Source organism: Novosphingobium sp. BW1 (assembly GCF_008107685.1).
Classification (GTDB): Bacteria; Pseudomonadota; Alphaproteobacteria; order Sphingomonadales; family Sphingomonadaceae; genus Novosphingobium.
In genome coordinates this window covers 35,309-49,854 of record NZ_VIRF01000089.1, presented here as the reverse complement: position 1 = coordinate 49,854, position 14,546 = coordinate 35,309, and the positions used below count along the sequence as shown (strand labels likewise).

General features: G+C 65.7%; 12 protein-coding genes. 6 read left to right on the top strand and 6 right to left on the bottom strand.

What is annotated here, in order from left to right; genetic code table 11:
- Positions 1-100 precede the first annotated feature (100 nt).
- Positions 101-1,606, top strand: coding sequence for an acetyl-CoA hydrolase/transferase family protein (locus FMM79_RS17145; protein ID WP_148628658.1), 1,506 nt, complete (start codon positions 101-103; stop codon positions 1,604-1,606).
- Between the two features lie 119 nt (positions 1,607-1,725).
- Positions 1,726-3,258, top strand: a complete 1,533-nt coding sequence (locus FMM79_RS17140) for a S10 family peptidase (protein ID WP_148628657.1) — start codon at positions 1,726-1,728, stop codon at positions 3,256-3,258.
- A gap of 212 nt (positions 3,259-3,470) precedes the next feature.
- On the opposite strand, the gene FMM79_RS17135 is transcribed toward FMM79_RS17140, so the two are convergent.
- The 6 genes from FMM79_RS17135 to tsaD all read right to left on the bottom strand — a co-directional run bounded on the left by FMM79_RS17135 (position 3,471) and on the right by tsaD (position 10,522).
- Positions 3,471-4,193, bottom strand: coding sequence for a hypothetical protein (locus tag FMM79_RS17135; protein ID WP_148628743.1), 723 nt, complete (start codon positions 4,191-4,193; stop codon positions 3,471-3,473).
- Between the two features lie 230 nt (positions 4,194-4,423).
- Positions 4,424-5,155: an OmpA family protein gene (locus tag FMM79_RS17130; RefSeq protein ID WP_148628656.1), complete on the bottom strand. Its 732-nt coding sequence runs from the start codon at positions 5,153-5,155 to the stop codon at positions 4,424-4,426.
- A gap of 48 nt (positions 5,156-5,203) precedes the next feature.
- The gene (locus tag FMM79_RS17125) at positions 5,204-6,844 is read right to left on the bottom strand and encodes a von Willebrand factor type A domain-containing protein (protein ID WP_148628655.1); all 1,641 of its coding nucleotides are present in this window, start codon (positions 6,842-6,844) and stop codon (positions 5,204-5,206) included.
- A 104-nt stretch (positions 6,845-6,948) separates the two neighbouring features.
- Positions 6,949-8,469, bottom strand: a complete 1,521-nt coding sequence (locus tag FMM79_RS17120; RefSeq protein ID WP_148628654.1) for a lipopolysaccharide biosynthesis protein — start codon at positions 8,467-8,469, stop codon at positions 6,949-6,951.
- Positions 8,466-9,485, bottom strand: coding sequence for an NAD(P)H-dependent glycerol-3-phosphate dehydrogenase (locus FMM79_RS17115; RefSeq protein ID WP_371710952.1), 1,020 nt, complete (start codon positions 9,483-9,485; stop codon positions 8,466-8,468). Before FMM79_RS17115 ends, FMM79_RS17120 begins: the two co-directional genes overlap by 4 nt.
- Positions 9,482-10,522 carry a tRNA (adenosine(37)-N6)-threonylcarbamoyltransferase complex transferase subunit TsaD gene (gene tsaD, locus FMM79_RS17110; RefSeq protein ID WP_148628653.1) on the bottom strand — a complete coding sequence of 347 codons (1,041 nt, stop codon included), beginning with the start codon at positions 10,520-10,522 and terminating at the stop codon, positions 9,482-9,484. Before tsaD ends, FMM79_RS17115 begins: the two co-directional genes overlap by 4 nt.
- 74 nt (positions 10,523-10,596) lie before the next feature.
- On the opposite strand from tsaD, the gene hemC reads away from it, so the two are divergent.
- The 4 genes from hemC to FMM79_RS17090 are packed head-to-tail and all read left to right on the top strand — an operon-like array spanning position 10,597 to position 14,429.
- Positions 10,597-11,544, top strand: a complete 948-nt coding sequence (gene hemC / locus FMM79_RS17105) for a hydroxymethylbilane synthase (protein ID WP_148628652.1) — start codon at positions 10,597-10,599, stop codon at positions 11,542-11,544.
- Positions 11,541-12,293: a uroporphyrinogen-III synthase gene (locus FMM79_RS17100; RefSeq protein WP_240339280.1), complete on the top strand. Its 753-nt coding sequence runs from the start codon at positions 11,541-11,543 to the stop codon at positions 12,291-12,293. The genes hemC and FMM79_RS17100 overlap by 4 nt, the downstream gene beginning before the upstream one ends.
- The gene (locus FMM79_RS17095) at positions 12,293-13,267 is read left to right on the top strand and encodes a hypothetical protein (protein ID WP_148628651.1); all 975 of its coding nucleotides are present in this window, start codon (positions 12,293-12,295) and stop codon (positions 13,265-13,267) included. Before FMM79_RS17100 ends, FMM79_RS17095 begins: the two co-directional genes overlap by 1 nt.
- A gap of 19 nt (positions 13,268-13,286) precedes the next feature.
- The gene (locus tag FMM79_RS17090; protein ID WP_162528537.1) at positions 13,287-14,429 is read left to right on the top strand and encodes a sensor histidine kinase; all 1,143 of its coding nucleotides are present in this window, start codon (positions 13,287-13,289) and stop codon (positions 14,427-14,429) included.
- The last annotated feature ends 117 nt before the right edge of the window (positions 14,430-14,546 follow it).

Below are 14,546 nucleotides of genomic sequence, written 5' to 3'. Positions count from 1 at the left end.
AAGACTCGTGCATCAGGCGCAAGTCACAAGTCCCGCTTTTCACTGTTCTTTCCTGTGTGTGAGAGCAAACCGACCCCAGACACGGTGAATTGGAGAGGCCATGCGCATTCGTAACAACGCCCTACGTTCCAAGATCATGTCGGCCGAAGACGCCGCCCGCCTCATTGCCAACGGCAACACGGTCGGGATGAGCGGCTTTACCGGCTCCGGTTACCCCAAGGCCGTCCCCCAGGCCCTCGCGTCCCACATCGAGGCCGAGCACGCGGCCGGAAATCCTTTCAAGGTCCGCATGTGGACGGGGGCCTCCACCGGCCCCGAACTCGATGGCGCGCTCGCCAAGGTCGACGGCATCGACATGCGCCTGCCCTACAATTCCGACCCCATCGCCCGCGAGAAGATCAACTCGGGCCAGATGAACTACTTCGACATGCACCTCAGCCAGGTGGCCCCGATGGCCTGGCAGGGTTTCCTCGGCCCACTCGACGCCGCGGTAATCGAGATCGTCGGTATCCGCGAAGATGGTTCGCTGATCCCCTCCTCGTCGGTCGGCAACAACAAGACCTGGCTCGACCGCGCCGAAAAGGTGATCCTCGAGGTCAATTTCTGGCAGAGCGAGGCGCTCGAAGGCGTCCACGATATCTATTACGGCACCGCGCTTCCCCCCGCGCGCATCCCGATCCCGCTGACCCGTCCCGACCAGCGCATCGGCGAGGATTGCCTGCGCGTCGATCCGGCCAAGGTCGTGGCCATCGTCGAGACCGACTCGCCCGACCGCAACGCCCCCTTCACCCCGCCCGACGAGAACGCGAAGATGATCGCCGGGCACATCCTCGAATTCCTCACCCACGAGGTGAAGGTCGGCCGCATCCCCAAGGAACTGCTGCCGATCCAGTCAGGCGTGGGCAACATCGCCAACGCAGTGCTTTCGGGGCTGATGGACGCCCCCTTTGACGGCATGACCGCCTACACCGAGGTGATCCAGGACGGCATGCTCGACCTCCTCGCCGAGGGCAAGCTGCGCATGGCGAGCGCCACCGCCTTCTCGCTCAGCCCCGATGCGGCCGAGCGCGTGAACCGCGAGATGGAGTTCTTCCGCGACAAGATGATCCTGCGCCCGCAGGAAATCAGCAACCACCCCGAGTTGGTGCGTCGCCTGGGCTGCATCGCGATGAACGGACTCATCGAAGCCGACATCTATGGGGCGGTGAACTCGACCCACGTTATGGGCTCGCGCATCCAGAACGGCATCGGTGGTTCGGGTGACTTTGCCCGCAACGCCTTCATCTCGATCTTCGTCACCCCGTCCGTCGCCAAGCAGGGCGCGATCTCGGCCATCGTCCCGCAGGCCAGCCACGTCGACCACATCAACCAGGACGTGCAGGTGATCGTCACCGAGCAGGGCCTCGCGGATCTGCGCGGTCTCAGCCCCAAGGAGCGCGCCAAGGTCATCATCGCCAACTGCGCGCACCCGACCTACCGCCCGATGCTCCAAGACTACTTCGCGCGCGCGCAGAAGGAATCGTTCGGCCAGCAGTCGCCGATGATTCCGTCCGAAGCCCTTTCGTGGCATCAGCGCTTCATCGACACCGGTTCGATGTTGCCCTGACGCCGCGCTAAGAGGCCCGCAGTCCCCCATCCCTCTGTGCGGGCCTTGTCGCTGTGAAGCGACACGGTAGAGTGCCTCGCTTGCCAACCCCATCCCGGCAAGCGAGGTACCTACTCACCATGCGACGTGCAAAACTGGCCCTCGGGCTGCTCCTGGCGACCAGCGCCCTCCTTCCCGCCGCGCAGGCGCTCCACGCCGCCGACCAGAAGGCTTCCGCCAGCTCCTCGACCAAGGCCGACGAGCCCGCAAGCGAGGACTCGCTCCCGCCCCTCCCCGAAGACGCCTCGGTACGTCAGAGCGCCGTCATCGGCGGCAAGAGTGTGTCCTACACCGCCACCGTCGGCACGGTCCCCGTTCACGACGCCAAGGGCAAGCTGATCGGCGAAGTCGTCTATACAGCGTACACCCTGCCCGGAAAGCAGGCCAAGAACCGGCCCGTGACTTTCGCCTTCAATGGTGGGCCGGGCGCGGCGTCGGTCTATCTGAACCTTGGCGCCATCGGCCCCAAGCGTGTCGCCTTCGGCGCCCAGGGCGATTCCCCCAGCGACCCGGCCGTGCTTCAGGACAATCCCAATTCGTGGCTCGATTTCACCGACCTTGTCTTCATCGATCCGATCGGCACCGGCTTCTCGCGCTCGCGCGCCGACGAGAAGACCACCAACGCCGAGTTCTACGCCGCCGACGCGGACATCCACTACCTCAGCCGCGTCATCTATGACTGGCTCGTCAAGGAAGAGCGTCTTGCCAGTCCCAAGTACCTGACCGGCGAAAGTTACGGAGGCTACCGCGTGCCGCGCCTCGCCTACTATCTTCAGACCCAGATCGGCATCGGCGTCAATGGCATGGTGCTCGTCTCGCCCTACCTCGATCCAGCGGCCATCGGCGATGACACCGCGCTATCGCCGCTTCCCTGGATGCTGAACTATCCTGCCATGGCCGCAGGCCACTTCGAGCGGCAAGGCCAGCACCTCGACGAAACCAACATGGGACCTGTCGAAGAGTACCTGCGCACCCAGTTCCTGGCCGATTTCATCGCCGGGCCGCGCGACAAGGCGGCCACCGCGCGCCTGTCCGCCCGCATCGCCGAGTTCACCGGCCTCGATCCCGAACTGGTGCAGCGCATGGACGGACGCATCGACATCGGCACGTACCTGCGCGAAATCCGCCGAACGCAGGGTCTTGTAGGCTCTGTCTACGACAGCAACTTCACCGCCTACGACCCCTTCCCGGCCAGTTCGCGCGCGCAGTACAATGACCCTCTCCTGACCACCCTGATCGCGCCCACGACCTCGGCCATGGTCGATTTCGTCACCCGCCAGGTCGGCTGGAAGGTCAATGCGCGCTACAACGCGCTGTCCTACGAGGTGAACCGCGTCTGGGACCGCGACAACACCGACAGCCCGGTCCAGGACCTGCGCAAGGCGATTGCCATCGACCCAAAGATGAGCGTCGATATCGTACATGGCTGGGACGATCTTTCCTGCCCCTATTTCGCCTCGCAGCTGATCATCGACCAGATGCCCGATTTCGGTCAGGCCAGCCGCGTGAATCTGCACAAATATCCAGGCGGACACATGTTTTATTCCCGCTTGGACAGCGGGGGGGCGATGCGACGTGACATTCTTGAAAGTTACGCCAGACGCAAATATTAAGTAAACACAATGTTAAATTAAATAAATCAGCTTTTCAAAATTGGAATGTTACTATAAACAGACCATCGAGCGAGCCCCAAAAGCCCTCGCGGTCGTCCAGATTAGACATCTGCAAAATACATAAAGAAAACATGAAGCTTCACTCATGTTTTTCACCAAACTAAAAAAGGGGGCAAAAGCCCCCTTTTCTTCATCATCGGATCAGGTAAAACTCAGAGTTTACCGAATTCAGCCTCGTAGGACTCCGTATTGCCCTCGGCCAGGAGGCGGGCCTGCTCGACCCACTTGTCGCGGCGCGGACGCCCGGCGAAGGCGCCGAGCTTGTCATCCAGCTCATCGAGATCCGCCTCGCTCCAGGCCGCGATCTGCGCGTACGTCGTCACGCCGAGCGACACGAGGAGCTTCTGCATCTTAGGCCCTAGCCCCTTGATCTTGCGCAGGTCATCGCTCTGCGCAGCCGAAGCGGGAGCAGTTTCGACCGGCTCGGGCTCAGGCTCCACCGGCGCGGGGGCAGCTGCGGGCGTATCCTCAGCCTTGTGCGCCTCGGCTTCAGGGGTCGGTTCCTGTGCCTTCGCGGCCTCCTCATCGGCCTTGTAGCTGCGCCCCGCGTCCGCCTCTTCCTGCGCGGCAACCGCAATCACCTCGCCAATCCCGGCCATGGTTCCGGCCGCGGCGGGCGGGTCGATATGCGCGGGCTGCTTCTCACGCGTGTCGGCATCGTCAACGCCGGGCACAGGCAGGTCGTATTGCGAGGCAGGGCTCGCGGAATCTATGAGCGCTTGGTTGCGCTGTGCGGGCGCCGCACCTTCGTCCAGCACATCCGGACGGTGCGTGCGCTCGCCCGGCTTCTTCGATCCATGCGCGAAGATCCAGAAGGCGACCACGATCCCGATCACCAGGGCGGCAACGAAGATCAGCCAGTTGGCCTCGATCATTTGCAGCACGATATTATCCTTTTCGTTTCCATATGAGCCAGCCGATGCCCAGGCCCAGACCATACGTGAGCAGCACCGATACGGCCAGTTCCAGCCACAAGGGCATCAGAAGTCCTTTCCAAGCGTCGATTTCCGTGAAATCCCGGAGTTGGGGCCGCGCATAGCAATCCGCCCGCCCGATCCCAATGCCCTTGCTGGCAGGCCTCGGCTTCGGAGCAGCCCTGCGCGCATCAGCCAGGCCCAGGCGTGTCGATGGGGGTGGGCTTGACCGGTGCGGACACGATCACCGAAAACTCGATCCGGCGGTTGGCCGGGTCACTCGGGCTGAGCCCGGAGATGGGCTGGCTTGCACCCACGCCCGCTGCCCGCAAACCATCGGCCGGGATCCCGCGCCCGATCAGAGCCCAGCGCACCGCTTCGGCACGTGCGAGGGAGAAGGCCTCGTCGACCTCGGCGTTGCCTCCCTCATCGGTGTGGCCAGTGACCGCGATGATACTGCCGACACAGGGGCGCAGCGCGCGCGCAACCTCGTCGAGCAACCGTCCACTGGCCGGATCGAGACGCGCCGAGGACTGGGTGAAGCGGATCGTGCGGGTTTGGAGGATGCGCTCAACATCGCTCTGGCAATGGACCGCCTCGGGATTGTCGGCGCGCGTGCTCGTGCGCGACCAGCTGATCCCGCCGATACCCGGCACCGCCGCGATCCCGGCAGCCACCTGCTGACGAAGAACCTGGGGCAGATCATCCCCGCCCGACAGGATCGGGTGGCGCGTCAGCCAGCCGTAGCGGTCCTTGAAGGCCAGCTCGACCCCCTCGCCTCCCTCGACACCGCTGCGCGCGGCCTGCGCCTCGCGTTCGAGCCCGGCGACAAAGCCGGGGCCGTTCAGAACCATACCAGCGGCGGAAAGGAGCAGGCACAGGGCGGCACCTGCCCCGGCAATCAAGGCGTTACGCGGATTCATGGGCCGAGCCTAGAGCGATAGTGCCCCCCTGTCAGCCTCCAAGACTGCTCAATCGCCCTTCAATGCCCCGGCAAGTCCCACCAGCTTCACAAATTCCTGGCGCCAGTAGTCGCCCGGCTGCTCGGCGAGACGCGCCACGTTCCCCTCATCGAACCCGTTGAGGAGCGTATCCCCGCGCAGCCCCTGCCCGAACGCCGCGACCGCAGCGGCGAAGGCGAAGTCGCCGCGCGGCGCCTTGGCGCTCGCCACGAGGCTTGCTGGGACCGGCCGCTCGATCAGCTTCGAGGTCGTGCCGTCCGGCAACTTGTAGCGCAGTTTGACGAACGCCAGTTCCTGCGCACGGTCCTGTGCGGCCGTGTCCGGCGTATCCTCGTAGCGCCGTTCAGGTAGCCAGCCCTTGGCGCCTGTCGGTACGATCTCGTAGAGCGCCGTCACCTGGTGCCCCGCCCCGATGTCGCCTGCATCGACCGCATCGTTTTCGAAATCCTCCTCGCGCAGCGCGCGGTTCTCGTAACCAAGCAGCCGGTACTCGCTTACGAGCGTCGGGTTGAACTCAACCTGGATCTTCACGTCCTTCGCGATGGTAAAGAGCGTAGAGGCCATCTGATCGCCCAGCACCTTCTTCGCCTCGAGCGCGCTGTCGATGTAGGCGTAGTTGCCATTCCCATGGTCAGCGACCTGCTCCATCAGCGCCTCGTTGTAGTTGCCCTGCCCAAAGCCGAGCGTGGTCAGCGTGATCCCGGCGTCGCGCTCCTTTTCGATCTTTGCGATCATGTCATCGTGGTTGGTCATCCCGACGTTGAAATCGCCATCGGTGCCAATGAGAATGCGGTTGACGCCCCCATCGATAAAACTGTCACGCGCGATGTTGTAGGCCAGCTTGAGGCCCGCTGCCCCCGCCGTCGAACCGCCCGCGGTCAGCGTATCGAGCGCGGCGCGGATCTTGCGCGTATCGTTGGTGGGAGGCAGGACCAGCCCTGCAGCCCCGGCATAGACCACGATCGACACACGGTCCTGTTCGCCCAGTTCCCCGGCCAGCCCGGAAAGCGCGGTCTTTAATAGCGGCAGCTTGTCCGGCGCGCTCATCGAACCCGAAACGTCGAGCAGGAACACGAGATTTGCCGGAGGTCGGCTTTCGCGCGCGATGTCATAGCCGCGAAGACCGATGCGCAGCAGGCGTGTTTCGGGGTTCCAGGGGGTTTGCGCCATGTCCGTGGTGACCGAGAACGGAGCCTCGCGGCTGTCGGGCGCCGGGTAATCGTAGCGGAAGTAGTTGATGAACTCCTCGGTGCGCACCGCTCGCGCCGGGGGCAACTGCCCCTGCTTCAGGAAGCGGCGGGTGTTCGTGTAGGCGCCGGTATCGACATCGACCGAAAAGGTGGAGACAGGTTCTTGCGCCACGCGCTTCACCGCCGCGACCTCCGTACCTTCGTACTGCTCATGGCCGGGCTGGGTGGGGACCTGTACGGGCGGTACGTACCGGCCCTCCTGCTTCGCTTCCGCAAGCCTCGCCCCGGTTACGGTGACGGCCGAGGGCGCCGGAGCAGTTGCGACTATACCGGGAGGGGGTGGTGGCGGAGGAGGTGGCGGCGCGTCCGCGACTTCCCCACAGGAGGCGAGCAGGACAAATCCTGACAGGACCAGAAACCGGGTTACCGCGCGCGCCGGATTCTCTTTGCAAACCACCATAAACACCCCCCCTCGTCCCGTTGCAGGAACGCGAGAACGCCACCCCAGGTGTTAATCGCGACTGAACGAGGCCTACCCACGACGATACGAAACTGGAGTCGCGATCAGTTCGATTTGGTCTTCTGGAACAGCTTGCGGTCCTCGGGTCCAAAGGCCTTCTTCCATATGACAAAAAGGTACGAGCCCAGGATCGCAGGGATACCAAAGGCCAGTTCCACCCACTCGGGCAGATACTGCGTGAAGACAAAGCCGATCGCCACGGCCGGGGCCGCCGCCCAGAGCAGCGGCCAGCGCCAGTTGTTAATCGAATGGCCAAGAAACTTCGTGAGCATCTTCGCCTTCACTACCGAGGCGAGCCCCAGCGCGATAAAGAGCGCGCCCGCCGCGGCCGCGGCCTGGAACAGCGAATTGTAGCCCAGCTGCTGCATGAGCAGAATCCCGCCGAACGTCAGGACCGCCTGGAAGCCGATGGTGGCCAGCGACACTCCCAGATTGCGCACACGTTGCACGTAGATGAGCGCCGCCTCGCTGACGACGGCGGTCGAGGCCACAACTTCGGCGGCAAGAAGCAACGCCAACGCGCCTGTTCCGCCCACGAATTCACGCCCGATCAGACCCATGACACCCTCTCCGGTGATGCCCAGCGACAGCGCAATGGCAGCCTGCGCGGCCATGATCCAGAAGCCCACCTGGCTGACCTGGCGTGCAATCGCCCCGTAGTCCTTGCGCTTGAGTGCACGAGTGATGACTGGCCCCAACACCGGCTCGAAGCTGGTCTTGAGCTTTTGCGGCAGGCTCGCGACCTGCTGCGCGGCGTAGTAGACGCCGACCGCAGACGGCGGCGCGAGGAAGCCCAGCAGCAGCACGTCGACACGGCGCGTGCCCCACTCGATCGTATCGGCGAGCGCAATCGGCATCGAGCGCACAGCGAGGCGACGCATCACGCCCGCGCGCGGACGCCAGCCGCGCGGCCGCCCATAGGCGCGAATGAAAGGCACGAAGGCGGTAATCGCAGCGGCAAAGATCGAGGCGATATAGGCGAGAGAAAGCCCGCTTTCGGGCGCGACGAAGATCATCAGCCCCGCCATGATCGAGATCGTCCAGGGCTCGACGATGGCACGCGACCAGACCGTTGGGCTGATCTGGAGGCGATAGGCGAGCGCGGCCAGCCATATCTCGGTCAGCGCCAGCGGCGGGATCGCGATCACCATGAGGCGGTCGATCTGGGTATAGGTGCCGCCCGGGAACATCGGGGCGGGCACGAACCAGAAGAACAGCGCTGCCGCACACGAGGCCAGAAGCGAGACCGCCACGCCATCGAAGACGGTGTTGGCCGGCAGTTCCTTGCCTTCCGCCTCGCTCATACGCTGCGCCAGCCCGCGCTTTTCGCCCATCGTGCAGACCATCGCGGTCAGCTCGATGATAACGAGCGCAGAGGCAAAGCGTCCGAGCGCGGCGGGACCGTAGGCCGACGCCCGCCCGGCGATGAACAGGAAGGGAATGCGCGCGGCAAGACGAAGGAAAAAGCCCAGAAAATTGGTACGCCCGCCCTTGGCCAGAGCGGCGATGTCATCGCCATCCTGCTTGTCCCGGCCAGCCTCGGCGCGCGAAACGGTGTCGTTCAACCCAGACGCTCCTGCTCCGAGCGCAAGGGGCGCGAAAGGATATCGGCGACGACTTCGTCCGCAGGTGCGGCGCCTTCAAGAAGACGGCGCGCGGCCGCGACGATGGGCATGTCGATACCTTCGCGTCGGGCAAGATCATCGAGAATCGGCGCCGTGGCCGCGCCTTCGGCCACCGAACTCTTGCCCGCGAGCGCCTCGGCCGCGCTCTGCCCCTGCCCGAGCGCCATTCCTAGCGAGAAGTTCCGGCTCGAAGTCGAGGAACACGTCAGCACCAGGTCGCCCAGACCGCACAGGCCCGCCAGCGTCTCAGCACGGCCTCCGCGCGCAAGACCAAAGCGCTGCATCTCGGCATAGCCGCGCGCGATCAGCGCCGCGCGCGCATTCTGACCAAGGCCCAGACCTTCGGCAACGCCGCAGGCAATCGCCAGCACGTTCTTGATTGCGCCGCCAATCTCGGCCCCGATCACATCATCGGAATAGTAGGGACGGAACGCCGGACTCGCGATCAGGGGCGCGAGCCGCTGCCACTGCCCCTCCCCCCCCGAACAGGCGAGCGTGATGGCCGTGGGCAGACCCGAGGCGACTTCATGCGCGAAGGTAGGCCCCGAAAGCACTGCAAGACGGCTACCCGGCGCAGCCTCCGCCGCGACCTCGGCCATCAGCCGCCCGCTGGACGCCTCGATCCCCTTGGCGCAAAGCACCAGATCGCGCTCTGCGGCGGGGAGTTGCCCAATCACCGAAGCCAGGAACTGCGCAGGGACCACCGCCAGCAGCACCGGAAGCTGCGCCATTTCGGCAAGGTCCGAGGTCGCCCGGATCGCCGGATCGAGCTCGGCACCTGGAAGATAGGTGTCGTTGACGCGGGTTTTATTGATGCGCGCGGCGAGATCCGCCTCCCGCGCCCAGAGCTTCACCTCTCGGTTCCCCGCGCGCGCCAGCGCCTGTGCGAGCGCAGTGCCCCAGGCACCCGCGCCAATGACCCCGACCGCCAGACCGCTTGCATTCATCGTTGTCATGCCTTCACTCCGGCTCCGCGCACCGGCTCGGCGTCCGGATCGAGCGGCCAGCGCGGCCGCGCGGAAACGTCGAGCGGATCGCTCTGCCCCAGCGCATGGCGTTCCACACCGGCCCAGGCGATCATCGCCGCATTGTCCGTACACAGCTTGAGTGGCGGGGCGATGAACGGCAGCTTGAAATCGGCTGCCAGCCCCTCCAGCGCCGTGCGGATCGCGGTATTGGCCGCCACCCCGCCCGCAACGACCAGCGCAGTTGGCTTGATATCCGCGATGCTCCTGAGCGCGCGGCGCGTGCGGTCGATGATGCACTCGATCGCGGCCTCCTGGAACGAGGCGGCAATATCGGCATCGCTGTACTCGCCCGACTGGTGCGCGCGCAGAACCGCGCTCTTGAGGCCGGCGAAGGAGAAATGCGGCTCCTTGCTACCCTTCAAGGGGCGCGGCAGCGGCACGGCCTTGGGATCACCGCTCGCAGCCAGGCGCTCCAGCGCCGGACCGCCGGGATAGCCCAACCCCAGCACCTTGGCCGACTTGTCAAAGGCCTCGCCCAGTGCATCGTCGATGGTTGTTGCAAGGCGGCGAAATTTGCCCACCCCTTCCACGAGCAGGATCTGGCAGTGCCCGCCCGAAACGAGCAGCAGGAGATAGGGATAGGCTAGGCTCGCATCGGCAAGCCGAGGCGAAAGAGCATGACCTTCCAGGTGGTTGATCGCGATAAGAGGCTTACCCGTCGCCATGGCCAGCGCCTTGGCCGAGACCAGCCCGACCATGACCCCGCCAATAAGGCCCGGACCTGCCGTGGCGGCAATCGCGTCGACATCGTCCAAGCGCATCCCTGCATCGGCCAGCGTGCCCTCGATCAGCGGCGCAAGACGCTCGACATGCGCGCGCGCGGCGATCTCCGGCACGACGCCGCCAAAGGGCTTGTGCTCCTCGTCCTGCGACGCGATGCGCTGCGCCAGGATCGTACGGTCCGCCGTCACCAGCGCCGCTGCGGTCTCGTCGCACGAGCTTTCTATTCCGAGGACAATGGTCATCCTCACGCTACCTCGCTCACTTTGGCCGAACGACCTTTTCCTTGAAGCGCCCAGGCGCTAGCACGGTTTCCACGATGACTACCCAGACCACCGCGCCCAATCCGCGCTTCCGCCTCGGCACCCGCCGCTCGCCTCTTGCCATGGCACAGGCCGAAGAGGCCCGCGACCGCCTGGCTGAGGCGCATGGAATCAATCCTGCGCATATAGAGATCGTGGCCGTGACTGCTAGCGGAGATCGCATCCAGGACCGCGCTCTGGCTGAAATCGGGGGAAAAGCGCTCTGGACCAAGGAACTCGACGCCTGGCTGTCTGAAGGGAAAATCGACTTTTCGGTGCACTCAGCCAAGGATGTGGAGACGCTGCGCCCCGAAATGTTCGCCATCGGCGCAGTTCTTCCGCGTGAGGACGTGCGCGACGTGCTCGTGGGCGCAGCCAGCATCGCCGCGCTGCCCTCGGGCGCCGTCGTGGGGACGAGCGCGCCGCGCCGCGCCGCGCAGCTCCTCCACGCCCGGCCGGACTGCAAGGTGGTGACGTTCCGCGGCAATGTCGCCACACGGCTTGCCAAGCTCGCTGCGGGCGAGGCCGACGCGACCTTCCTCGCCGCCGCCGGCCTCAAGCGCCTGGGCGAAACCGGCACGGGGCACCCCCTCGACGAGGAGGACTGGTTCCCGGCCCCCGCGCAGGCCGCGATCCTGATCGAGTGCCGCGCTGATGACGTGCGCACCGCCGGCTTCCTCTCGGCCATCGACGATGCGCCCAGCCGCGCGGCCGTGCTTGCCGAGCGGGCGTTGCTCGAAGGGCTTGGCGGCAATTGCCACAGCCCGATTGCCGTGCTTACCCGCCATGAAGGCGAACAGCTCCACATGCGCGCGGCGATCTATGCGCCGAACGGCGGCGAGCGGATCGAGGGCGACGTCCGCTTCGCCTCGGGCGACTTAAAGGGGCCCGCCGAGCTTGCCGCCGACCTCCTGTCGCGCGCAAGTCCGGCCGTCACCGTGCACTTCACCGGCCCGCCCGCGTGAGCGCCCCAGGCGCCTCCCTGCCCCTCCCCGTCCTGATCCTTCGGCCAGAGCCGGGCGCACAGGAAAGCCTGGAGGCCGCACGCAAGTTGGGCCTCGCCGCCGAAGCCTACCCGCTCTTCGAAGTACGCCCGCAAGCCTGGGAGGCCCCGCCCCCGACCGAGATCGACGCGGTCATCCTGGGAAGCGCGAACGCGCTGCGCCATGGCGGCGGCGCGCTGGACCTCTATCGCGGCAAACCTGCCTACGCGGTCGGGCAGAAAACGGCCGAGGCCGCGCGGGCCGCCGGGCTCGACGTGGTCTGTACCGGCCGTGGCGGGCTCCAGTCCATCCTCGATGCGCTCCCTCCCGAACACCGCCGCCTGCTGCGCCTTGCCGGGCGCGAGCGGGTGGCGCTTCACCTGCCGGACCGCGTCACCATGACCACGCGCGAGGTCTACGCCAGCGAGGCGCTACCTGCCCCTGTGGCCCTGCAGCAACGCCTGCGCGATATGGCGCAGAGCGCTGTCCTGGTTCTTCTCCACTCGGGCGAAGCGGCGGTTCGTTTCGAGGATCTATGCCGGGAATGGGGACTTGCGACAGGCGCCATTCATCTCGTGGCCATCGGCCCGCGTGTATCCGCGCGGCTCCATAGTCCGTGGGGGAGTGTGCGCTGCGCCCCCGAGCCCCGCGACGCCGCCTTGCTGGCCTTGGCCGCACAGATGTGCCAAGAGGCTTTCTCGGGATCGATACAAGTAGACAACCAGACCTGATGCAGGACTTCGAAACACAACCACTCGTGCGCGAAACCGTGCCGGGACCACGCCCCCGTTCGCGCGGCGGCATGATCTTCGTCGCATTCGTGGCCTTCCTGCTGGGCGCCGCCTTCGTCGCCTGGGCGTCCTCACGCGGCTGGCTCGAACAGGTCCTGCCCACGGCCGAAGTGTCCGAGGCACCGGCTGCGGAAACGGCCGTTGTCAGCGAAGCCGTCGAAATCCCCGATCCCCTGCCCCTGCCGAGCCCCGGCGATGGGCGTCCTTCGCCAGAGCAACTTGCCGCGCTCGGCACGATGGAAGGGCGCCTCGCCCTGATCGAGAACCGCCTCTCGCGCATCGATTTTGAGACCGACGCCGCCTCGGGCAATGCGGCGCGCGCGGAAAGCCTGCTGATCGCCTTTGCCGCACGCCGCATGGTCGATCGCGGCGAACCACTTAGTTACGTCGCCGACCAGTTGCGTCTGCGCTTCATGGACGCCCAGCCCCGCGCGGTCGAAACGATCATCGCCTTCTCCAAGGAGCCGGTCACGATCGACGAACTGAGCGCGCGGCTCGAAGCCCTCTCACCCGAACTGAGCGTTTCGGGCCGCAACGTCAGTTTCTGGGACCGCGCCCGGGGCGAGCTCTCCTCGCTGTTCACGGTGCGCCGGGATTCCGCCGCTCTGGTCTCGCCGCGTGCCCGGATCGAGCGCGCGCGCATCATGCTGACCGCGCGCCGCATCGACGGGGCCATCCGCGAAGTGGAACGCCTGCCCGGCGCAGGGGCCGCGCACAACTGGATCGCCGATGCGCATCGCTACGAGAGCGCCCAGAAGGCGCTGAGCCTGCTCGAGACGACCGCCATGCTCGAGCCCCGGCGCCTCAAGGACGCCGAGGGCCGCGCCATCGACCAACCCAGCCCGCTTGCAACGCCCAACCAGAAAAACCCGGCGCAAGCAGCTGAGGATAATGCCGGATCGAGCGAAGACTGAGCCCGAGAGAGCACCGGACATGAGCGACACATCAAACCAGAGCCGGGCCGATCCGCAGGAGGACGCCCGGCTTGAGGCGCTTGCTCGCTATTCCCTGACATCCGAACCGGAACAGGATTTCGACGACATCGTGGCCATGGCCGCGGAAATCTGCGACGTGCCTGTCGCGCTGGTCAATATCGTCGAAGCCGAGCGCCAGTTCTTCAAGGCGCGCATCGGGATAGATATCTCGGAAACCCCACGCGATGTCTCGATCTGTCAGTTCGCGATTCGCGAAAACGTGCCCTTCATCATTGCCGATGCCCGCCGTGACCCGCGCTTCGCGGACAATCCGTTCGTGACCGCAGAGCCTGGCATCCGCTTTTACGCAGGCTTTCCCCTCGTGACACGCGACGGGCATGCGTTGGGCACACTGTGCGTGATTGACCACGAGCCACGGACCCTCGATGCGCAGCAGATGCGCATGCTTCGGATGCTCGCGCGACAGGCGATGTCGCAGATCGAACTGGGCGCCGCGCTGGAAAAAAGCCGCGCCGCCCATGCCGAAGCCGAGCGCCTGCGCGCAGGCCAGCACGAAATCGCCATGGAAATGACCCACAGGGTCAAGAATACGCTCGCCATCGTGCAGTCCATCGTGGCGCAGACACTGCGCCGCAGCCCCGATGTTGAGCAGGCGCGCCGCGCCATCGATGCACGCCTACTGACATTGGCACGGGCACAGGATGTGCTGACCCGTTCGGCCCTTGATGACATAGACGTGCGCGCCCTCATTTCTGCAGCCCTGGGTCCGCACATGCAGGGCGAGCACGACCCGCGGTTCGTGCTGTCCGGCCCGCCGCTGCTCCTCGGTGCACGCCAGGCCCTCGGCCTCGCGCTTGGCCTCCACGAACTGGCCACGAACGCCACCAAGTACGGCGCGCTCTCCAAGACGGGCGGAACCATCTCGCTCACCTGGAATGGCGCGGACGCCGCCTGCACGCTCGAATGGACCGAGCGCGGCGGCCCGCCGGTTGAGGTGCCCACCCAGCGCGGCTTCGGCTCCACCCTCATCGAGCGGATCGTCGCAGGCTATTTCGAAGGGGAAGCACAGCTGACCTTCGCCCCTGAAGGTGTGCACTTCACGCTGTCCGGCCGGGCGCGTCAGCCTGAACCCCGGAGCTGACGGAGAACCGCGCGCAAAAGCCAAACTTGCGTGAAAAAATGTAAGATCAGAGACATACCCGAGTACCATCGCCCTCGGGCTCCCGAAAACATCAAGCTCACCTGTCATATGCGGCCT